Raw genomic sequence first — 19562 nt, forward strand, 5'->3', positions numbered from 1 at the left:
CGCCGTACGAAGGCCTCAGCACTCGATGACGTTCACCGCCAGCCCGCCGCGGGCGGTTTCCTTGTACTTGACCGACATGTCCGCGCCGGTTTCGCGCATGGTCTTGATCGCCTTGTCCAGGGTCACGACGTGGCTGCCGTCGCCACGCATCGCCATGCGGGCGGCGTGGATGGCCTTCGAAGCGCCGACCGCGTTGCGTTCGATGCACGGGATCTGCACCAGCCCGCCAACCGGATCGCAGGTCAGGCCCAGGTGGTGTTCCACGCCGATCTCGGCCGCGTTCTCCACCTGCGCGGGCGAGCCGCCCAGTATCTCGGTCAGGCCCGCCGCGGCCATCGCCGAGGCCGAGCCCACCTCGCCCTGGCAGCCGACCTCGGCGCCGGAGATCGAACCGGTCTGCTTCAGGATCGAGCCGATCGCGCCCGCGGTGAGCAGGAACGTGACGATGCCGTCGTCGGACGAGCCGGTGATGAACCGCTGGTAGTAGTGCAGGACCGCGGGGATGATCCCGGCCGCGCCGTTGGTCGGGGCGGTGACCACGCGCCCACCCGCGGCGTTCTCCTCGTTCACCGCCAGCGCGTACAGGCTCACCCAGTCCATGGCGTACAACGCATCGCCCGCGCCGTCCTCGGCGAGGAGCTTGTCCTGCAAGGCCTTCGCCCGCCGCGGCACCCGGAGGCCGCCGGGCAGCACGCCCTCGTGGGTGCAGCCGTTGCGCACGCATTCGGCCATCACCTGCCAGATCTCCAGCAGGCCGTCCCGGATCTCCTCCCTGCTGCGCCACGACAGTTCGTTGCGCAGCATGATCTCGCTGACCGGCAGGCCGGTTTCCGCGCAGTGCCGCAACAGGTCCGAGCCGGTGCGGAACGGATACGGCACCGGCGTCGAGTCTTCCACGAACACGGTGTCGGTCTCATACGATTCGTCGCGCACGAAACCGCCGCCGACCGAATAGTAGGTGCGCTCACGCAGGAGCACGCCGTCCTCGGCGAAGGCGCGGAAGACCATTCCGTTGGGATGCGCGGGCAGGGATTTCCGCCGGTGCATGGTGAGGTCGGGATCCTCGGTGAAGGCGACCTCGTGCCTGCCGCCCACGAGCAACCGCCCGGACTCCCGGATCGCGGCGACCTTCTCCGGCACGGTGTCCGTGTCGATCTCCTCCGGACGCTCGCCGGACAGCCCCAGCAGCACCGCTTTGTCACTGCCGTGCCCGAAACCGGTCGCGCCGAGCGAGCCGAACAGCTCGGCCTGCACCCGCGTCACCCTGTCCAGCGCTCCGTCGCCGGCGAGACCGTCCACAAAGGTCGCCGCGGCCCGCATCGGCCCGACGGTGTGCGAACTCGACGGGCCGATGCCGATGGAGAACAAGTCGAAGACGCTGATCGCCATTGATCCGCCCCTTCTCTAGTGTCTGGCCAGCAGTGAGCTGGCTTCCTGTGCGGCTGGTCCCTGCTGGGCGAGGTGGGCCAGGTTCTCCGGCAGGTCCTCCCCGCGGTGGGCCTTGGTCTGGGCATACAACCGGCCCGCCCGATACGACGACCGCACCAACGGACCCGCCATCACCCCCGGGAAACCCAGAGACTCGGCAAACCGCGAATGCTCGACGAACTCCTCCGGCTTCACCCACCGATCCACCGGATGATGCCGCGGCGACGGACGCAGATACTGCGTGATCGTGATGATCTCACACCCCGCATCGAACAACTCCCGCAACGCGACCCGCACCTCATCCGGCGTCTCACCCATCCCCAGGATCAGATTCGACTTCGTCACCAACCCCGCCGCACGCGCCCGCGTCAACACCTCCAACGACCGGGCATACCGAAACCCCGGACGGATCCGCTTGAAAATCCGCGGCACCGTCTCCACATTGTGCGCCAACACCTCCGGACGCGACCCGAACACCTCACCCAACTGACCGGGATCAGCATTGAAATCCGGAATCAGCAACTCCACACCCGTACCCGGATTCAACGCATGAATCTCACGCACCGTCTCCGCATACAACCACGCCCCACCATCATCCAGATCATCCCGCGCCACACCCGTCACCGTCGAATACCGCAGGCCCATCGCCTGCACCGACTCCGCCACCTTCCGCGGCTCCGCCCGATCCAACGCCGCCGGCCTACCCGTATCAATCTGACAGAAATCACACCGCCGCGTGCACTGATCCCCACCAATCAGGAACGTGGCCTCACGGTCCTCCCAACACTCATAAATATTGGGACACCCCGCCTCCTCACACACCGTGTGAAGACCCTCCCGACGCACCAAGCCCTTCAACTCCGTGAACTCCGGACCCATCCGCACCCGAGTCCGAATCCACGACGGCTTCTTCTCAATCGGCGTCTCACTGTTACGCACCTCAAGCCGCAACAACTTCCGCCCCTCCGGCTGGGCGCTCATCGGGCCAGCTCCGCGTACAGCGGGTGCTTCTTGGCCAGCAGCTCGACCCGGTGCCGCAGCGCCTGCCGCACCGAATCGTCGAAGTCCGGTTTCAGCGCCTGGGCGATCACGTCCGCGACCTCAGTGAAGTCATCGTCGCCGAAACCGCGCGTGGCCAGCGCCGGCGTACCGATGCGCAGACCCGAGGTGACCATCGGCGGCCGCGGATCGAACGGCACCGCGTTGCGGTTGACCGTGATGCCGACCGAGTGCAGCCGGTCCTCCGCCTGCTGACCGTCCAAAGCGGACTGGACGAGGTCGACGAGCACCAGGTGCACGTCCGTGCCGCCGGTGAGCACCCGCACGCCCGCCTCCGCGCAGTCGGTGCGGGAAAGCCGGTCGGCCAGGATGCGCGAACCGGCCAGCGTGCGCTCCTGGCGTTCGCGGAACCCGGCACTCGCGGCGATCTTCAGCGCCACCGCCTTGGCCGCGATGACGTGCTCCAGCGGCCCGCCCTGCTGGCCGGGGAACACCGCCGAGTTGATCTTCTTCGCCAGCTCCTCGCGGCACAGGATCAGACCGCCCCGCGGACCGCCGAGCGTCTTGTGCGTGGTCGTGGTGACGATGTCGGCGTAGGGCACCGGCGACGGGTGCAGCCCGGTCGCCACGAGGCCGGCGAAATGCGCCATGTCCACCATCAGTTTCGCGTCGACCAGATCGGCGATCCGCCGGAACTCGGCGAAGTCGAGCTGCCGCGGATAGGCCGACCAGCCGGCCACGATCAGCTTCGGCCGGTGCTCCACGGCCAGCCGTTCGATCTCGCCGAGATCGACGATGCCGGTCTCCTTGTCGACGTGATAGGCGACGACGTTGTAGAGCTTGCCGGAGAAGTTGATCTTCATTCCGTGCGTGAGGTGCCCGCCGTGCGCGAGATCGAGGCCGAGAATGGTGTCCCCCGGCTTGAGCACGGCCACCATCGCCGCCGCATTGGCCTGCGCCCCCGAATGCGGCTGCACGTTGGCGTGCTCCGCGCCGAACAGCGCCTTCGCCCGGTCGATCGCGAGCTGCTCGACCACGTCGACGTGCTCACAGCCGCCGTAGTAGCGCCGTCCCGGATAGCCCTCGGCGTACTTGTTGGTCAGCACGGAGCCCTGCGCCTCGAGCACGCCGGCCGGCGCGAAGTTCTCCGAGGCGATCATCTCCAGCGTGGACTGCTGGCGGTCCAGCTCCGCGGCGACCGCGGCGGCGACCTCCGGGTCCACTTCGGACAAGGGAGCGTCGAAGGTGGTCATCAGCCCTCCTGGGTGAACGCGGCGTAGGCGGTGGCGTCGAGCAGCTCCGGCACGTCGCCGGTCAGCCGGACCTTCACCAGCCAGCCTTCGGTGTAGGGATCGGAGTTGACGATCTCGGGACTGTCCCTCGTGGTCTCGTTCGCCTCGACCACCTCGCCGCTGACCGGCGAGTACAGCTCACTGACCGACTTGGTCGACTCGACCTCGCCGAACACCTCGCCCGCGGTGACCTGGTCACCGGCCGCGGGCAGCTGCACGAACACGATGTCGCCGAGCGATTCGGCGGCGAACGCGGTGATGCCCACCGTCGCCACGCCGTCGGCGACCGACAGCCACTCGTGTTCCTTGGTGTAGGAGAGGTTTTCCGGAACGCTCATTGCGGGGATCCTTTCGGTACGGCCGGCCGCTCCTGTCCGCAGCGCCGGCCGCCGGGCTTTCAGGCCCGGGAGTAGAAGGGCAGGCCGACGACCTCGACCGGTTCGATCTTGCCCCGGATGTCGACCGACAGCCGGGTGCCGGGCTCGGCGTACGCCCGATCGACGTACGCCATCGCGATCGGGTACCCGAGCGTCGGCGACAGCGCTCCGCTGGTGACCTCGCCGACTTCGGCTTCTTCGGACAGCAGCCGGTAACCGCGGCGCGGCGCCCGGCGCCCGGCGCCGCGCAGGCCGACCCGTACCCGGGGCACCTCGGCCTTCGCCAGCTCTTCCAGCGCGGCCCGGCCCACGAAGTCGCCGGGCTTCTCGAACTTGACCACGCGACCGAGGCCGGCCGCGAACGGATTCAACGCCCGGCTGAGCTCGTTGCCGTACAACGGCATTCCGGCCTCGAGCCGGAGCGTGTCACGACAGGCCAGTCCACAAGGGATCAGTCCGTGCGGCTCGCCGGCCTCGGTCAGGATCCCCCACAGCGCCGGCGCTTCCGCCGCGGCGACGAACAGCTCGAAGCCGTCCTCGCCGGTGTAACCGGTGCGGGCCAGCAGCACCTCGTGCCCCTTCACCACCGCGGGCACGCTCGCGTAGTACTTCAACGCGGCCAGATCCGCATCGGTCACCGCGGCCAGCACGTCGGCCGCCTTCGGCCCCTGCACCGCGATCAGCGCGGTCGCCTCGGAGCGGTTGTCCACCACGGCGTCGAAGCCCCGCACACGCTCGGCGAGCGCCTCGGCGACCACGTCGGCGTTCCCGGCGTTGGCCACGACCAGGTACTCCTCGTCGGCCAGTCGGTAGACGACCAGATCATCGAGCACGCCACCCTCGGCGTCGCAGATCATCGTGTAGCGCGCACGGCCCGGCTTCAGCCCGGAGAGGTTGCCGACCAGCGCGTGGTCGAGCACGTCGGCGGCCTGCGCACCGCGGACGTGGATCTCGGCCATGTGCGAGAGGTCGAACAGGCCCACGGCCTCGCGGACGGCTTTGTGCTCGGCCAGCTCGCTGGCGTAGCGGACCGGCATCGACCAGCCGGCGAAATCGGTGAACAGGGCGCCGAGGTCCTGGTGAACCCCGTGCAGTGACGTCTCTTTCGACACACGTTGCCTTTCGTAGTCGTCAGTGGCGGCCGAAGTGCCGGCCACTCACGAGCTGTACGCGTCGAGGGGCGGGCAGGAGCAGACGAGGTTGCGGTCGCCGCGGGCGCCGTCGATCCGGCGCACCGGCGGCCAGTACTTCGTCCGGCGCGACACTCCGGCCGGGTACACGGCCAGCTCGCGGTCGTAGTCCGCGCTCCACTCGCCGACCAGCGCCTCCGCGGTGTGCGGCGCGCCACGCAGCGGGCTCGTGGCCGCGGTCCACCGGCCGGCCGCGACCTCGTCGATCTCGTGGCGGATGGCGATCATCGCCTCGCAGAACCGGTCGATCTCGGCCAGGTTCTCGCTTTCGGTCGGCTCGACCATCAGCGTGCCCGCGACCGGGAACGACATCGTCGGCGCGTGGAAGCCGTAGTCGATGAGCCGCTTGGCGACGTCGTCGACGGTCACGCCGGTCTCCTTGGTGATCCCGCGCAGGTCGAGGATGCACTCGTGCGCGACCAGGCCGTCCTGCCCGGTGTAGAGCACCGGGTAGTGCGGTGCGAGGCGGGCGGCGACGTAGTTGGCCGCCAGCACCGCGACCTCGGTCGCCGCGGTCAGGCCGGACGCGCCCATCATCCGTACGTACGCCCAGGAAATCGGCAGGATCGAGGCCGAACCGTAGGGCGCACCGCTGATCGGGCCGACGCCAGTCTCCGGGCCGGCCTGCGCGAGCAGCGGGTGGTTCGGCAGGTGCGGCGCGAGGTGCGCGCGCACCGCGACCGGGCCGACTCCCGGGCCGCCACCGCCATGCGGGATGCAGAACGTCTTGTGCAGGTTGAGGTGCGAGACGTCGCCGCCGAACTCACCCGGTTTCGCCAGTCCGAGCAGCGCGTTCAGGTTCGCGCCGTCCACGTAGACCTGTCCGCCGCCGTCGTGCACGATCTTCGCCAGCCGTTCGATGCCGTGCTCGTACACCCCGTGCGTGGACGGGTAGGTGACCATGATCGCGGCCAGCGTGTCCCGGTGGCTGTCCACTTTGGCCTGCAGGTCCTCGAGGTCCACATTGCCCTCGGCGGTGCACTTGACCACGACCACCCGCATCCCGGCGAGCACCGCGGAGGCGGCGTTGGTGCCGTGCGCGGACGACGGGATCAGGCAGACGTCCCGCTCCGGCTGACCGTTGGCCCGGTGGTAGCCGCGGATGGCCAGCAGCCCGGCCAGCTCACCCTGGCTGCCCGCGTTCGGCTGCAGGGACACCTCGTCGTAGCCGGTGACCTCGGCGAGCCAGCCGGACAGCTGCCGGACCAGCTCGTGGTACCCCTCGGCGTCCCCGGCCGGCGCGAACGGGTGGATCCCGGCGAACTCGCGCCAGCTGATCGGCTCCATCTCGGTGGTGGCGTTGAGCTTCATCGTGCACGAACCGAGCGGGATCATCCCGCGGTCGAGCGCGAAGTCCTGGTCGGCGAGCCGGCGCAGGTAACGCAGCATCGACGTCTCCGAGCGGTGCGTGCTGAACACCTCGTGCGTCATGAACCCGCTCTCGCGCACGAGACCGCTCGGCAGCGCCTTCGAGACTTCACCCGCACTGTCCACACCAAACGCACGAAGCACCTTCGCCAGCGTCTCGGGGCGAGTCACCTCGTCACAGGCGACGCGTACGTGGTCGGCGTCGACATGGCCGAGGTTGATTCCCGCCTCGCGGGCAGCAGCGTGCACCTCGGCGGCACGGCCAGGCACATGCGCCACGACAGTGTCGAAGAACGCCTCGTGCACGACCTCGACCCCACCCGTGCGCAACGCGTCCGCGAAGCCCGCAGCCAGCCCGTGTACGCGGTCCGCGATGGACTTGAGGCCCTCCGGACCGTGGTAGACCGCGTACATCGCGGCCAGCACGGCGGGCAGCACCTGCGCGGTGCAGATGTTCGACGTCGCCTTCTCGCGGCGGATGTGCTGCTCACGGGTCTGCAGCGCGAGCCGGTACGCCGGGTTGCCGTCGGCGTCCACCGACACCCCGACGAGCCGGCCGGGCAGCGAACGCTCCAGACCGGACCGTACGGCGATGTACCCGGCGTGCGGTCCGCCGTACCCGAGCGGCACACCGAAGCGCTGCGTCGAGCCCACCGCGACGTCCGCGCCGAACTCACCGGGCGCCGCGACCAGCGTGAGCGCCAGCAGGTCGGCAGCCACCGTGTACAACGCGCCCGCGGCCTTCGCCGCCTCGGACACCGCCTGGTAGAAGCCACGCCCCCGCAGCACCCCGGACGCGCCCGGGTACTGCACGACGACACCGAAGAACTCCTCCGGCAGCCCGGTGAGCAGGTCGCGCACCTGCACCTCGATGCCCAGCGCCGCGGCCCGCGTACGCACCACCGCGACCGTCTGCGGCAGGCATTCCGCGTCCAGCACGAGCACGTCGGACTTCGCCTTCGACGTCCGCCGCATCACCGTCATCGCTTCGGCGACCGCGGTGGACTCGTCCAGCAGGGAGGCGTTCGCGGTGGCCAGTCCGGTGAGGTCGGAGACCATCGTCTGGAAGTTGAGCAGCGCCTCGAGCCGGCCCTGCGAGATCTCCGGCTGGTACGGCGTGTAAGCGGTGTACCAGGCCGGGTTCTCCAGCACGTTGCGGCGGACCACGCCGGGCGTGACGGTGTCGTAGTAGCCCAGCCCGATCATCTGCGTCATCGGACGGTTGCGCGCGGCGAGCGCACGCAGCTCAGCGGTGGCTTCCTCCTCCGACGCGGCGGCCGGCAGGTCCAGGTCACGCGTCGTGCGGATGGCCGAGGGCACCGCGGCCTCGACGAGCGCGTCCAGGCTTCCGTAACCGCATTCAGCGAGCATCTTGGCCCGCTCGGCCTCGCCGGGACCGATGTGACGGGTGTCGAAAGGGGTGGAGGTGATGGGAGCTCCTCGGGACGGGCACCGGGCGCGGCGGTGCGCTGGGAACTCCCCCTCTGTCATGGGCACCTGAGAGATTCACCGCGCAGATCGCTCTGCCATGCGGCTTTCACCTTGGGTGAGGCGCGGGTGCGCCTGCTTTCCAGAGTGGCCTCGCCGAAAGCGGTAGTGGGTACCTGAGAGATTCCGGGGAGTTTGCTCCTTCGGTGCCCCTTCGCCGGCACTGCTCGACGGCACTGCTGACCTGAGGCTCTCCCGCTCCGGCTCGAACGGCCCGTATGAAGTTGTCCCGCGGCGTGCCCGCGGGCGCTGCTGTGGTGGCACCATACCTGCCGGTCCGCGAACCAGTCCAGCTCGACCGGGTCACGCCACACCCGGTGGGGCACCTCTCACAGCGGGGTGACGTAGGCCCCGGAGATGCCGCCGTCGACGAGGAATTGGGAGGCGGTGATGAAGCTCGCGTCGTCGCTGGCGAGGAAGGCCACCGCGGCGGCGATCTCCTCCGGCTCGGCGAACCGGCCGAGCGGCACGTGCACCAGCCGCCGCGCCGCGCGCTCCGGATCCTTCGCGAACAGCTCCTCAAGCAGCGGTGTGTTCACCGGGCCCGGGCACAGCGCGTTGACCCGGATGTTCTCCCGCGCGAACTGGACGCCCAGCTCACGCGTCATCGCGAGCACTCCGCCCTTGGACGCGGTGTAGGAGATCTGCGACGTCGCCGCGCCCAGCACCGCGACGAACGACGCCGTGTTCACGATCGCACCCTTGCCCTGGCGCTGCATGTGCGGCAGGACGGCCTTGCAGCACAGGTACACCGAGGTGAGATTGACCCGCTGCACCTTCTCCCACGCCTCGATGCCGGTGGTGAGGATGGAATCGTCCTCGGGCGGCGAGATGCCCGCGTTGTTGAACGCCACGTCGACCGTGCCGAATTCGTCGACAGTGGCCTGGAACAGCGCGTCGACCTGCTCGGCGTCGGTCACGTCGGTCTGTACGAACCGGCCGCCCACCTCGTCGGCCGCCGCCTTGCCCTGCTCCGGGGTGACGTCGGCGATCACCACCTTGGCTCCCTCGTCTGCCAGCCGACGGGCGGCGGCGAGGCCGATCCCGCTCGCCCCGCCGGTGATGACCACGACGCGGTCCTCGAAACGCTGCACCATCTGGTTCATGCCTCCGTGTTCAGGACGTGCTCAGGAAAACGTTCTTCGTCTCGGTGAACGCCGCGGCGGCGTCCGGGCCCAGCTCCCGCCCCAGCCCCGACTGCTTGAAGCCGCCGAACGGCGTCCAGTAGCGGACCGAGGCGTGCGAATTGACCGACAGGTTCCCGGCTTCCACCGCGCGCGACACCCGGAACGCACGGCCGACGTCGCGGGTCCAGATCGATCCGGACAGCCCGTAGTCGGTGTGGTTGGCCATGCGGACCGCTTCGTCCTCGTCGCGGAAGCGCAGGACCGCGACGACCGGGCCGAAGATCTCGTCGCGGGCGAGCGGATCGGCCAGCCCGGACGGCGTCACCACCGTGGGCGCGAACCAGTAGCCCGGCCCGTCCGGGGCGCTGCCGCGGAAGGCCACCGGCGTTCCGTCACCGACGTAGGAGGAGACCTTCGCGTGGTGCGCCGCGGAAATCAGCGGGCCCATCTCGCTCGTCTCCGCACCCGGGTCGCCGACGACGACACCTCGCACGGCCGGCTCCAGCAGCTCCATGAACCGGTCGAACACGGTGTCCTGCACCAGGATCAGCGACCGCGCGCAGCAGTCCTGACCGGCGTTGTCGAACACCCCGTACGGCGCGGTCGCGGCGGCCTGCTCCAGGTCGGCGTCGTCGAACACCACGTTCGCGTTCTTGCCGCCCAGCTCCAGCGTCACGCGCTTCACCTGCTCCGCGCAGCCGGCCATGATCTGCTTGCCGACCTCGGTCGAACCGGTGAACACGACCTTGCGCACCGCCGGATGCGTCACGAACCGTTGCCCCACCACCGATCCTTTGCCCGGCAGCACCTGGAACACGTCGTCCGGGAGGCCCGCCTCGCGGGCCAGCTCGGCCAGCCGCAGCGCGGTCAGCGGGGTCAGCTCGGCGGGTTTGAGCACCACCGTGTTGCCCGCCGCCAGCGCCGGTGCGAACCCCCAGCCGGCGATCGGCATCGGAAAGTTCCACGGCACGATCACCCCGACCACGCCGAGCGGCTCGTGGAACGTGACGTTCACCCCGCCTGGCACCGGGATCTGCTGGCCCAGCAGGCGTTCCGGCGCGCCGGCGTAGTACTCCAGCACGTCGCGGACGTTGCCGGCCTCCCAGCGGGCGTTGCCGATCGTGTGCCCGGAATTCGCCACCTCCAGCCGCGCCAGGTTCTCCCGGTCGGCGTCCACGGCGGCGGCGAATCGGCGCAGCAGCCGGGCCCGATCGCCCGGCTCCACCGCCCGCCACGCCGGGAACGCGGCCTGCGCACGGGCGATCGCCGCGTCCGTTTCCGCGGCACTGGTGAGCGGAACCTGGCGGACCACCTGCTCGGTGGCCGGATTGAGTACGTCGAAACTGCCCGCCGTGTCGGCTGCGTTCGTCATCTGCCCTCCCGCGCGGCGTTCACCAGAGCGGCGAACAACCGGACGTCGTCGGTGTCCTGTTCCGGATGCCACTGCACGCCGAGCACGAATCCACCGGACAGCTCGGCTGCTTCGATCGTGCCGTCCGCGGCACGGCCGGAGGCGACCAGTCCCACACCGAGCCGGTCGACGGCCTGGTGGTGGTAGCAGCGCGCCTTCGTCTCGGTGCCGAAGATCGCGGCGGCACGGCTGCCCGGGGTCAACGCGACCGAGGTCGTACCGAACGTCGCCCGAGCCGGTTGGTGTGCCGTGCTGCCGAGGGATTCCGGCAGGTGCTGGGCCAACGTGCCGCCGAGGGCGACGTTGATCACCTGCATCCCGCGGCACACGCCCAGCACGGGCTTTCCCGCGGCCCGGGCGGCCGCGAACAGACCGGCTTCGAAGACGTCCCGCTCCGGACGGCTGGCGGTGGACGGGTGCGGCTCCTGCCCGTAGCGGCCGGGATCGACGTCCGCGCCCCCGGTGAGCACGAGGCCGTCGACCCGTGCCACGAGCTCGTCGTACGCCGCGGTGACCGGTGGCAGCAGCACCGGGATGCCGCCCGCGGCCACGACACATTCGGAGTAGACCCGGTGCAGCACCGTGGCTTCCGCGTCCCAGACGACGAACTTCGCGGGCTCCGCATACGTGGTGAGGCCGATGACCGGCACGTCAGAGGAGTCACAGGCGTTCGAAACCACGGATCCGTTCCCAATCCGTCACCGCGCTCTCGAAGGCCGCCAGCTCGACCCGCGCGGCGTTGAGGTAGTGGTCGACGACCTCGTCGCCGAAGGCGTCACGCGCGATACGGCTCTCGTCGAGCGCCGCGGCCGCCTCGGTGAGCGTCGTGGGCACGACTGGCTTGCCGGAGGTGTAGGCGTTGCCGGAGAACTCGGGCTCCAGCGTCAGCTCGTTCTCGATGCCGTGCAGACCGGCAGCGACGAGCGCGGCGACCGCGAGGTACGGGTTCACGTCCCCACCGGGCACCCGGTTCTCCACGCGCAGCGACTCGCCGTGCCCGACCACGCGCAGCGCGCAGGTGCGGTTGTCGGTGCCCCAGGCGATCGCGGTCGGCGCGAAACTCCCGCGGACGAACCGCTTGTAGGAGTTGATGTTCGGCGCGAAGAAGCAGGTCAGCTCTCGCAGCGCGGCCAGCTGCCCGGCGAGGAAGTGCTCCATCAACGGCGAGAAACCGTGCTCGCCGTCGCCGGCCAGCACCGGGTCGCCGGAGGCGGAACGCAGGCTGAGGTGGACGTGACAGGAGTTGCCCTCGCGCTCGTTGTACTTCGCCATGAACGTGAGGCTCTTGCCCTCCTGCGCGGCGATCTCCTTCGCGCCGTTCTTGTAGACGCTGTGGTTGTCGCAGGTGGCCAGCGCTTCGGCGTAGCGAAAAGCGATCTCCTGCTGCCCCGGGTTGCACTCGCCCTTCACCGATTCGGGGTACAGGCCGGCGCCGGCCATCTCGGTGCGGATGCGGCGCAGCAGCGGTTCGAGCCGGGCGGTGCCGAGCATCGAGTAGTCGACGTTGTACTGGTTGGCCGGGGTCAGGCCGTGGTAGCGCTTGTCCCAGGCCGTTTCGTACGAGTCGTCGAAGACGATGAACTCCAGCTCGGTGCCCACGTACGCGCCGAGGCCGCGGTCGGCGAGCCGGTCCAGCTGGCGGCGCAGGATCTGCCGCGGCGACACGGCGACGGACCCGCCCTGCACCCGTTCGACGTCCGCGAGCACCAGTGCCGTGCCCTCGTGCCACGGGATCTCACGCAGCGTGTCGAAATCCGGGCGCAGTACGAAGTCGCCGTAGCCGCGCTCCCAGGACGAGATCTCGTACCCGTCGACGGTGTTCATGTCCACGTCCACGGCGAGCAGGTAATTGCACGCCTCGGTGGCGTGGTGGGCGACCTCTTCCAGGAAGTACTCGGCCGAACAGCGCTTGCCCTGGAGCCGGCCCTGCATGTCGGTGAGGGCGACGAGCACCGTGTCGATCGTGCCCGCCGCCACCCGCTCCCGGAGCGCGTCCAGCGTGAGCAACCCTCGCCTGCCTGCCATCGCACCGTCCCAAAGGTTTGGGTGGGATCCTTTGCGCGTTCTTCCTACCTGCCCGCCGCGGCGCGGTCAATCCGACCAAAGGTATGCTTCCAGTCCTTTTGGCGGCGTCCGCTCTGTCCGGGATGCCCGGCTGAGAAGAAACTGTGAATCGGCCCGTTCCGGGACCAAATGCGGGGTCTTCTACGTTGGACAGGGCAAGAGAGGTGAGAGGGATGACTGAAGCATTCACGCAGGCCAGGTTCAGCCAGCAGCCGGCGAGGCCGCAGTACCCGACGCTGCCCACGGGGTGGCCGATCGGGTCCTACGAGTCCTACGAGCAGGCGCAGCGGGCGGTCGACCACCTCGCCGGCACCGACTTTCCGGTCACCGACGTGACCATCGTCGGCGTGCAGCCGATGCTCGTGGAGCGGATCGCCGGCCGGATGAGCTGGAGCAAGATGCTCGGCAGCGCGGCCATGTCCGGTGCCGTTTTCGGCCTGTTCCTCGGGTTGGTGCTGAGCATGCTCAACCCGGGTGCCGGCCTGCTGCCGATCGTGCTCGGCCTGGTCGCGGGGATCGCGTTCAACCTGCTGTTCGGCGCCCTCGGCTACGCGGCCAACCGCAACAAGCGCGGTTTCGTCTCGCAGAGCCAGCTGGTCGCCCAGCGCTACGACGTACTCTCCCAGCCCCGCAACGCCGAACGCGGCCGCGAACTCCTGGCAGACCTCGCGGCCCGCTCGGCGTTCGGACACTGACCCGGCACCACTCCGCCGCCGGCCGGCCGGGTGCGGTCCCGGCGGTGGCCTCCGCCGGCCGTTGATGCCGGAGGAGGCGCCGGGCTCCGGCGTGGGTGCCGGGTTTTGGTGCGGGACTTGCGTGCAGGGCTTTCGCCACTGAACGGCAACGCCGGCTCTGGTGCCGGATTTCAGCGCCGGACCTGCGTACAGGGCTCTCGCCACTCAACGACGACGCCGAAACCGGCGCCAACGACGCCACCGGACACGGACCCAACTCCGGCACCGGACCACGGTGCCGGATCTCGCCGGATTTCGATGCCGGACCTGCGCACAGGCGTCTCGCCACTCAACGGCGACACCGGACTTCGGTGCCCGACATCGCAGCCGACGACGGACCGGACTCCGGCACCCGGCCACGGTGCCGGAGCCCGATGCCGGACCTCCGCACAGGAGTCTCGCCACTCAACGACGACGCCAGAACCCGATGCCGGCGACGCCAGCTGACGACGGACCGGACTCCGATACCAGGCCACGGTGCCGGAGCCCGATGCCGGACCTCCGCACAGGAGTCTCGCCACCAAACGGCGACACCGGACCACGGTGCCCGACATCGCCAGCCGACGACGGACCGGCACCGGCACCGGCACCGGCACCGGCACCGGACCACAGTGTCGGATTTCGGTGCCGGACCTGCGTACAAGGCTCTCGCCACTCAACGACGACACCAGAACCCTGCACCGACGACGCCACCGGACAACGGACCGGACTCCGGACCTGCGCACAGGAGTCTCGCCACCAAAAGACCACACCAGAACCCGGCGCCGGCGACGCCACCGGACGACAGACCGGACTCCGGCGCCGGGGCTGGTGCTGTGTCGCACAAGGTCGACGAAGTAGCGGCGGCGTAACCAGGATCTCGTCAGTGTTCAGATCGGTGCTCACCGGCTTGGACGCTCACCAGCCAGCCTTGCCTGCCGAACATTCGTCCCACAGCGCTGGCTCCCGGCTCACCACCCGTCCAGGCACCGGACCGGCGGCCCGGGGCAGCTGACTCGGGTACGTCGCGGCCCAAACCGCCAGACCCGAGACGTCCCCGAAACCCCGACCGGCCGCCGCGGCGGCCGGCAGGTCCACTCCCACCACGACACGACGGGCGCCCCGGGCCATTGCGGTCCGGAGGCCCGTCGCAAAGGGAGACGGGGGAGCAGCCCCGACCTCTGCTCCCCCGCCCCCGCGCGGCTCTACCTCGTGGGCGGAGCGGGCTTGGCCGGCGAACCGGTCGTCGACGGGGCACTCGCCTGGGTGCTCGAAGCAGTACCCGAGCCTGTGCCCGAAGCCGGCGCGCCCGACGGCTGCGTGCCGGGAGCCGGGGTACCCGGGCTGGGCGTGCCCGATGGCGTCGGGGTGCTCGAGCCCGGCTTCGGGATCGCCGCCGCGAACGGGACCCCGTCGTCCTCGCGGCAGTAGGACCGGCTGCTGTTGTAGCCGTCCAGATTGCCCCGGTCGTCCTGCACGCCCTCCACGATCTTCGGCCGCGGGAAGCGGTTGTCCGAACCCCGCGTCGCGGTGGTGCCGGTGTCCTGCTCGCAGCCGTACCGGGTGATCGTGAGCGGACGGCCCTGCTCGTCGTACAGGTAGACGTCCTTGAGCGGCTTGCCATCCGAGTCGAACGCGTACACGTTCCGCAGTTCCTCGTCGCCGTAGCTCAGCTGCTGGTTGCCGTAGTCGTCGGTGGCCGGCGTGGAGTACGACGCGTTGCCCGCGTAGTACGAACCGCGGTTGTCGATCTGTTCGATCGCCGCTCCGAGACCACCGAACACGCCACCGACCACGAACGCCGAAATCGGTACCGCGAGCCACAACAGCCTGCGGTCCCGGCGGGTCCGCGGCCCGGCCCAGACCACCGCGACAGCGGCCACCACCAGAAACGGAAGCAGCGCCGCGGCGTACGTGTTCCGCACCATCAGCAGCAGGCCGAACAGCACCAGCACCGCCGCGCAGAGCAGCCACCAAGCCGGCGTCAGCGCCCCAAGGTAGGCCGCCGAACGTTCCCCCCGACCTTCGCGCCACGTCCGCATCGACTCCCGCAGCTTGCCGACCTCGGGCAGGTCCAGCACCGACTGGATCCCCCGCCGCATCAGCAGCCACAGACTCACCGCGAACACCGGCGCCAGCACCAGCACCCCGACGAGCGGGTCCGGATCGACCGATACCGCTGCCGAAAACGCCAGCAGCGCCATCCCCAGCGCGACGGTCACCATGCCCCACAAGGCGATCCGCGGTGCGACCGGACTCGGCGCCGCCGGCTTCACCAGTACCTCGGTGGCCCCGTCCCCGCCCGGCGGCGGAGCCGGATAACCGCCGGCCGCCCGCAGTTCCGCCGCATAGCTTTCCGGCGTGCCGAGCCCTTCGACGAGCGCCTCGACCCGTGCCGAAGCACCCAGCTCGGCCTCCATCTCGGCCAGATGCGGCCGGACGTCCTCCAGGATCTCCTCGACCTCCCCGGCGGGCAGGTCGGCGAGCGCAGTGCGGACCCTTGCCAGGTACACCCGCACGGCGGTGGGCTTTTCCGTACTCATCCTGCTTCTCCCCGTGTCTTTCCCGCCTCGCGGAAGTCCAGCCTTGTTCCTCCGGCGACCCCTGCGCCGCCCGTCACCCGCCTCCGGCAGGTAACTCGAGCGGATTGTGTGCTCATGTCGCCTCCTTGAGCAGTTGCCCCATCGCCGAAGCGAAGCTGCGCCACGTACTCACCGATTCAGTGAGCCGCAGCCTGCCCGGTTCGTTGAGGCTGTAGTACTTGCGGTGCGGGCCTTCTTCACTGGGCACCACGTACGACGTGAGCAGCCCGGCCTTGTACAGCCGCCGCAGCGTGCCGTACACCGACGCGTCGCCCACCTCCTCCAGGCCGGCGACACGGAGTCTTCGAAGCACGTCGTAGCCGTACCCGTCCTCGTCACGCAGCACCGCCAGCACCGCCAGGTCCAGCACTCCCTTGAGCAGCTGACTGATCTCCACGACACCCTCCAGGTCTTGCGCTTGGAACGGTACCACGCATAGCGCAGTAGTGCGCACGGCATTACGCCAAGCCGTGCGCGAGCCACGAGCAGACGCATCCGCGGCCACTTCGGGGTATACAGCGTATACAGCGTGGTCTACGCTGTATACATGAGCACGCCGACCGCGGAGCGGATCGCAACCGCCGCCCGGGAAATCCTCGCCGCCGAGGGAACCGCCGCAGTGACCATGCGCCGCGTCGCCGAGGCCACCGGGATCACCCCGATGGCGATCTACCGGCACTACGACAACCGCGAGGTGCTGCTGCGCGCGGTCGCCACCACCGCGGCGCGAGAGCTCGCCGAGGTGTGGCGGGAGCCGGCTCCGAACGAGGACTGGGCTGCCCGTTTCGACCTGCTGCAGGACCGTTTCCTCGATTTCGCCGTCGGCCAGCCGCACCTCTACCGCTTCCTGATGACCGACGACTGGGCGCAGGCGCGGCGGTTCCCCGGCGATTTCCGCGACCACGGCGGGCCACCGCTCGCCGAGCTGGTCCGCCTGGTCGAAGAGGGCATGCGGACCGGTGTACTGCGTGAGGACGACCCGCTGGAGGTCGCGCTGACCGTGAGCACGCAAACCCAGGGGATGGTGCTGCTCTACCTTTCCGGCCGGATCGAAACGTCCGAAGTGGACTTCCGAGCGATGTGTCACCGGTCGGCTTGGAGGATTTTCGATGGTCTCAACGCGTGAGGAACGGATCGAGCCGCAGCAGGCTGCGCACGGGCGGCCCCGTCACCTCGGGCTCGCGGCCGGGGCGGCGCTGTGTTCGGCTGTGTTGTTCTACTTCGGCACCGGCCTCGCACCGATCGCCATCCTGACCTGGCTCGCACCGTTGCCTGTCCTGCTGCTGGCGACCCGTGCCGGCGGGCTCCTGTCAGCGGGCACCGCCTTCGCGGCTTTCCTTCTGGGCACCGCGAACATGTGGTGGTATCAGGCACATTCCGGCGACGAGCCACTGTGGCCGTTCGGCGTCCTCATCGACGTGAGCACGGCTCTCGTGTTCACCTTCGCGGTGTGGGTGTTCTGGGCGCTGGTGCGCCGCCACCGGGTGCTGTTGGCGAGTCTCGCAGCGCCGGCTGCCTGGACCGCGGTCGTCCACCTGATCGCGGTCGCCAATCCGATGGGCATGATGGGGACCCTCGCGAACGACCAGGGCGACGTGCCCCTGGTCCTGCAAGCGGCCTCGTGGGCCGGTATGTGGGGCGTCGAGTTCCTGGTGCTGCTGCCCGCTTCCGCGGTGGCCGCGCTCTGCGCGCCCGGCGTCGCGCGCTCGGCGAGAGTGCGGACCGGGGCCACCGCCGTGGTGCTGCTGGTGGTGTTCCTCGGCAGCAGTGCGCTGCGGCTGACCGGAGCAGAAGGCCGGCCGCACGGGATGGCCGCGATCACGCAGAACGCCGGCTATCACTGGGGTCCCGAGCTCGGCAGCCCGGAAGGCAGCGCGCTCGTGCAGTCCTACGTCCGGCAGATCGCCGCGTTGCCGCCCAGCGTCCACCTCGTGGTGCTGCCGGAAGCCGCGTTCAGCGCCGAAGAGGAATGGCCCGCCGTCCTGCTCGGTCCGATGCGCCGCGCGGCGAAAGCCCAGAACACGACAATCGTGCTCGGCTTCGAGTACTACGACCGTCCGGGCCACCACAACTACGACTACGCCTTGGCCTTCCCGCCCGACGGCGGCGCGCCGGCCCGGTACCTCAAGCACCACGACCTGGTGAGCCCCCGCGGCCACGACCTGGTCTTCGCACCCGGCGCCCAGGTCCCCACCGCGATGGTGATCTGCGGCGACACCAACTTCCCCCGGCCGGCCCGCGACTACACCGCGGCCGGTGCGCGGGCCCTCGCGGTCCCCGCCGAACTCGCGGCTTCACCGGACGAAGGCGGCGGTTGGCAGCACTCCCGCAACGCCCTGCTCCGTGGCGTCGAAAACGGGCAATCCCTCGCCTGGTCCGACGCCAACGGCAACGTCGTACTCGCCGACGGCTACGGCCGCGTGGTCGCGGAAGCCCGTACCGGCGGGCCGGCTGCCTTCACCACTGTCACCGCCGACGTCCCGGCCGGCCCCGGCGACACGGCCTACACCCGCTTCGGCGACTGGTTCGCCTGGCTCTGCCTGTTGATCGTCCTGATCGGACTGGTGGCGACCCACCCGCGCATCGACCGCCGGGTCAGCGGCGCGTCCGCGGGCGCGGCTGACACCGGGGACAGGAGAACGACGAACGGTTCATGAACGGTTCTCGCCGGATCGCCGTACCGCACCGGCCGCACGGCAACCCTTCCTGCCCGTAGGCGTCGAGCGAACGGTCGAAGTACCCGGACTGCCCGTTCACGTTGACATACAACGCATCGAAGGACGTGCCGCCGGCCCTCAGCGCGGCCGACATGACGTCGGTGGCGGCCTCGAGCACGGCCTTGCCCTGCGTGGTGGTGAGCCGGTCGGTGGGGCGGGTGCCATGCAGCCTGGCCCGCCACAACGCCTCGTCCGCGTAGATGTTGCCGACGCCGGACACCAGCGTCTGATCCAACAGAGCACGCTTGATCTCCGTCCGCCGGGAGCGCAGCGCCTGCACCGCGGCTGCCGGATCGAACCGCGGATCCATCGGGTCACGGGCGATGTGCGCGATGGTGCCGGGCAGCGCCTCGCCGTCGGTCTGCACGAGATCGTCGAGCGCGAGCCCGCCGAACGTGCGCTGGTCGACGAAACGCAACTCCGGCCCGTCGTCGGCGAACCGGACGCGCACCCGCAGGTGCTTCTCGTCCGGCGCGTCCCCGGGCTGCACCAGCATCTGGCCGCTCATCCCGAGGTGCGCCAGCACTGCCTCGCCGTGCGACAGTTCGAGCCACAAGTACTTTCCCCGCCGCCGCGCGGCCTCGATCCGCACGCCCGCGAGCCGCCCGGTGAAGTCGGCGGCACCCAGTGCGTGCCGGCGGATGGCGCGCTCGTGCAGCACCTCGACCGAGCCGACGGTACGGCCGGCGACGTGGGCCTGCAGACCGGCGCGGACGGTCTCCACCTCGGGAAGTTCAGGCATGCCCTGCATTCTCCTCCGCCGCCAACCGCGATCCGGGCCCGGGCACGTGAAAACGGGGCCCGCC

Annotated in this window: 16 protein-coding genes and 1 riboswitch; of the genes, 3 read left to right on the forward strand and 13 right to left on the reverse strand. The window is 69.9% G+C overall.

The window, feature by feature from the left end; translation table 11 throughout:
- Window positions 1–15: 15 nt before the first annotated feature.
- The 10 genes from BJY18_RS14340 to BJY18_RS14385 form a co-directional block, all read right to left on the reverse strand.
- A complete protein-coding gene (locus tag BJY18_RS14340; protein ID WP_184780458.1) occupies window positions 16–1389 on the reverse strand; it encodes an L-serine ammonia-lyase in 1374 nt (457 codons plus the stop codon).
- A gap of 15 nt (window positions 1390–1404) precedes the next feature.
- On the reverse strand, window positions 1405–2409 hold the full coding sequence (gene lipA, locus BJY18_RS14345) for a lipoyl synthase (protein ID WP_184780459.1): 1005 nt from the start codon (window positions 2407–2409) through the stop codon (window positions 1405–1407).
- A complete protein-coding gene (gene glyA / locus BJY18_RS14350) occupies window positions 2406–3680 on the reverse strand; it encodes a serine hydroxymethyltransferase (RefSeq protein ID WP_184780460.1) in 1275 nt (424 codons plus the stop codon). The genes lipA and glyA overlap by 4 nt, the downstream gene beginning before the upstream one ends.
- A complete protein-coding gene (gene gcvH, locus BJY18_RS14355; RefSeq protein ID WP_184780461.1) occupies window positions 3680–4057 on the reverse strand; it encodes a glycine cleavage system protein GcvH in 378 nt (125 codons plus the stop codon). Before gcvH ends, glyA begins: the two co-directional genes overlap by 1 nt.
- Before the next feature lie 59 nt (window positions 4058–4116).
- Entirely contained in the window at window positions 4117–5208 is a 1092-nt protein-coding gene (gene gcvT, locus BJY18_RS14360; RefSeq protein WP_184784616.1) for a glycine cleavage system aminomethyltransferase GcvT, read from the reverse strand.
- A 45-nt stretch (window positions 5209–5253) separates the two neighbouring features.
- Window positions 5254–8085 carry an aminomethyl-transferring glycine dehydrogenase gene (gene gcvP, locus BJY18_RS14365; protein WP_184784615.1) on the reverse strand — a complete coding sequence of 944 codons (2832 nt, stop codon included), beginning with the start codon at window positions 8083–8085 and terminating at the stop codon, window positions 5254–5256.
- A 43-nt stretch (window positions 8086–8128) separates the two neighbouring features.
- A riboswitch (glycine riboswitch) is annotated at window positions 8129–8238 on the reverse strand.
- 233 nt (window positions 8239–8471) lie between these two features.
- A complete protein-coding gene (locus BJY18_RS14370) occupies window positions 8472–9239 on the reverse strand; it encodes a 3-oxoacyl-ACP reductase (RefSeq protein ID WP_184784617.1) in 768 nt (255 codons plus the stop codon).
- 19 nt (window positions 9240–9258) lie between these two features.
- On the reverse strand, window positions 9259–10641 hold the full coding sequence (locus tag BJY18_RS14375) for an aldehyde dehydrogenase family protein (RefSeq protein ID WP_184780462.1): 1383 nt from the start codon (window positions 10639–10641) through the stop codon (window positions 9259–9261).
- Window positions 10638–11330: a gamma-glutamyl-gamma-aminobutyrate hydrolase family protein gene (locus BJY18_RS14380; RefSeq protein WP_312873844.1), complete on the reverse strand. Its 693-nt coding sequence runs from the start codon at window positions 11328–11330 to the stop codon at window positions 10638–10640. Before BJY18_RS14380 ends, BJY18_RS14375 begins: the two co-directional genes overlap by 4 nt.
- Before the next feature lie 10 nt (window positions 11331–11340).
- Complete coding sequence (locus tag BJY18_RS14385; RefSeq protein ID WP_184780464.1) at window positions 11341–12705, reverse strand: glutamine synthetase family protein; 1365 nt, start codon at window positions 12703–12705, stop codon at window positions 11341–11343.
- A gap of 212 nt (window positions 12706–12917) precedes the next feature.
- On the opposite strand from BJY18_RS14385, the gene BJY18_RS14390 reads away from it, so the two are divergent.
- Window positions 12918–13439, forward strand: coding sequence for a YflT domain-containing protein (locus BJY18_RS14390; protein WP_184780465.1), 522 nt, complete (start codon window positions 12918–12920; stop codon window positions 13437–13439).
- Window positions 13440–14662: 1223 nt separating this feature from the next.
- Here the strand turns inward: BJY18_RS14390 and BJY18_RS14395 are convergent.
- Both BJY18_RS14395 and BJY18_RS14400 read right to left on the reverse strand, forming a co-directional pair.
- Window positions 14663–16000 carry a DUF1700 domain-containing protein gene (locus BJY18_RS14395; RefSeq protein WP_246458868.1) on the reverse strand — a complete coding sequence of 446 codons (1338 nt, stop codon included), beginning with the start codon at window positions 15998–16000 and terminating at the stop codon, window positions 14663–14665.
- A gap of 112 nt (window positions 16001–16112) precedes the next feature.
- Window positions 16113–16436 (reverse strand): PadR family transcriptional regulator, encoded by a 324-nt coding sequence (locus BJY18_RS14400; protein ID WP_184780466.1) that lies wholly within the window; start codon window positions 16434–16436, stop codon window positions 16113–16115.
- 150 nt (window positions 16437–16586) lie between these two features.
- On the opposite strand from BJY18_RS14400, the gene BJY18_RS14405 reads away from it, so the two are divergent.
- Together BJY18_RS14405 and BJY18_RS14410 are read left to right on the forward strand one after the other, a co-directional pair.
- Complete coding sequence (locus BJY18_RS14405) at window positions 16587–17165, forward strand: TetR/AcrR family transcriptional regulator (RefSeq protein WP_184780467.1); 579 nt, start codon at window positions 16587–16589, stop codon at window positions 17163–17165.
- The gene (locus BJY18_RS14410; protein ID WP_184780468.1) at window positions 17149–18696 is read left to right on the forward strand and encodes a nitrilase-related carbon-nitrogen hydrolase; all 1548 of its coding nucleotides are present in this window, start codon (window positions 17149–17151) and stop codon (window positions 18694–18696) included. The genes BJY18_RS14405 and BJY18_RS14410 overlap by 17 nt, the downstream gene beginning before the upstream one ends.
- Here the strand turns inward: BJY18_RS14410 and mutM are convergent.
- Window positions 18635–19498, reverse strand: coding sequence for a bifunctional DNA-formamidopyrimidine glycosylase/DNA-(apurinic or apyrimidinic site) lyase (gene mutM / locus BJY18_RS14415; RefSeq protein ID WP_184780469.1), 864 nt, complete (start codon window positions 19496–19498; stop codon window positions 18635–18637). The two genes, BJY18_RS14410 and mutM, sit on opposite strands and share 62 nt — an antisense overlap.
- Between the last annotated feature and the right edge of the window lie 64 nt (window positions 19499–19562).

The sequence above is a fragment of the Amycolatopsis jiangsuensis genome (assembly GCF_014204865.1).
Classification (GTDB): domain Bacteria; phylum Actinomycetota; class Actinomycetes; order Mycobacteriales; family Pseudonocardiaceae; genus Amycolatopsis; species Amycolatopsis jiangsuensis.

Coding starts and splice junctions, on each gene's coding strand:
- BJY18_RS14340 (WP_184780458.1), bottom strand. CDS start 1,389: ATGGCGATCAGCGTCTTCGACTTGTTCTCCATCGGCATCGGCCCGTCG.
- lipA (WP_184780459.1), bottom strand. CDS start 2,409: ATGAGCGCCCAGCCGGAGGGGCGGAAGTTGTTGCGGCTTGAGGTGCGT.
- glyA (WP_184780460.1), bottom strand. CDS start 3,680: ATGACCACCTTCGACGCTCCCTTGTCCGAAGTGGACCCGGAGGTCGCC.
- gcvH (WP_184780461.1), bottom strand. CDS start 4,057: ATGAGCGTTCCGGAAAACCTCTCCTACACCAAGGAACACGAGTGGCTG.
- BJY18_RS14370 (WP_184784617.1), bottom strand. CDS start 9,239: ATGGTGCAGCGTTTCGAGGACCGCGTCGTGGTCATCACCGGCGGGGCG.
- BJY18_RS14375 (WP_184780462.1), bottom strand. CDS start 10,641: ATGACGAACGCAGCCGACACGGCGGGCAGTTTCGACGTACTCAATCCG.
- BJY18_RS14385 (WP_184780464.1), bottom strand. CDS start 12,705: ATGGCAGGCAGGCGAGGGTTGCTCACGCTGGACGCGCTCCGGGAGCGG.
- BJY18_RS14390 (WP_184780465.1), top strand. CDS start 12,918: ATGACTGAAGCATTCACGCAGGCCAGGTTCAGCCAGCAGCCGGCGAGG.
- BJY18_RS14395 (WP_246458868.1), bottom strand. CDS start 16,000: ATGAGTACGGAAAAGCCCACCGCCGTGCGGGTGTACCTGGCAAGGGTC.
- BJY18_RS14405 (WP_184780467.1), top strand. CDS start 16,587: ATGAGCACGCCGACCGCGGAGCGGATCGCAACCGCCGCCCGGGAAATC.
- BJY18_RS14410 (WP_184780468.1), top strand. CDS start 17,149: ATGGTCTCAACGCGTGAGGAACGGATCGAGCCGCAGCAGGCTGCGCAC.
- mutM (WP_184780469.1), bottom strand. CDS start 19,498: ATGCCTGAACTTCCCGAGGTGGAGACCGTCCGCGCCGGTCTGCAGGCC.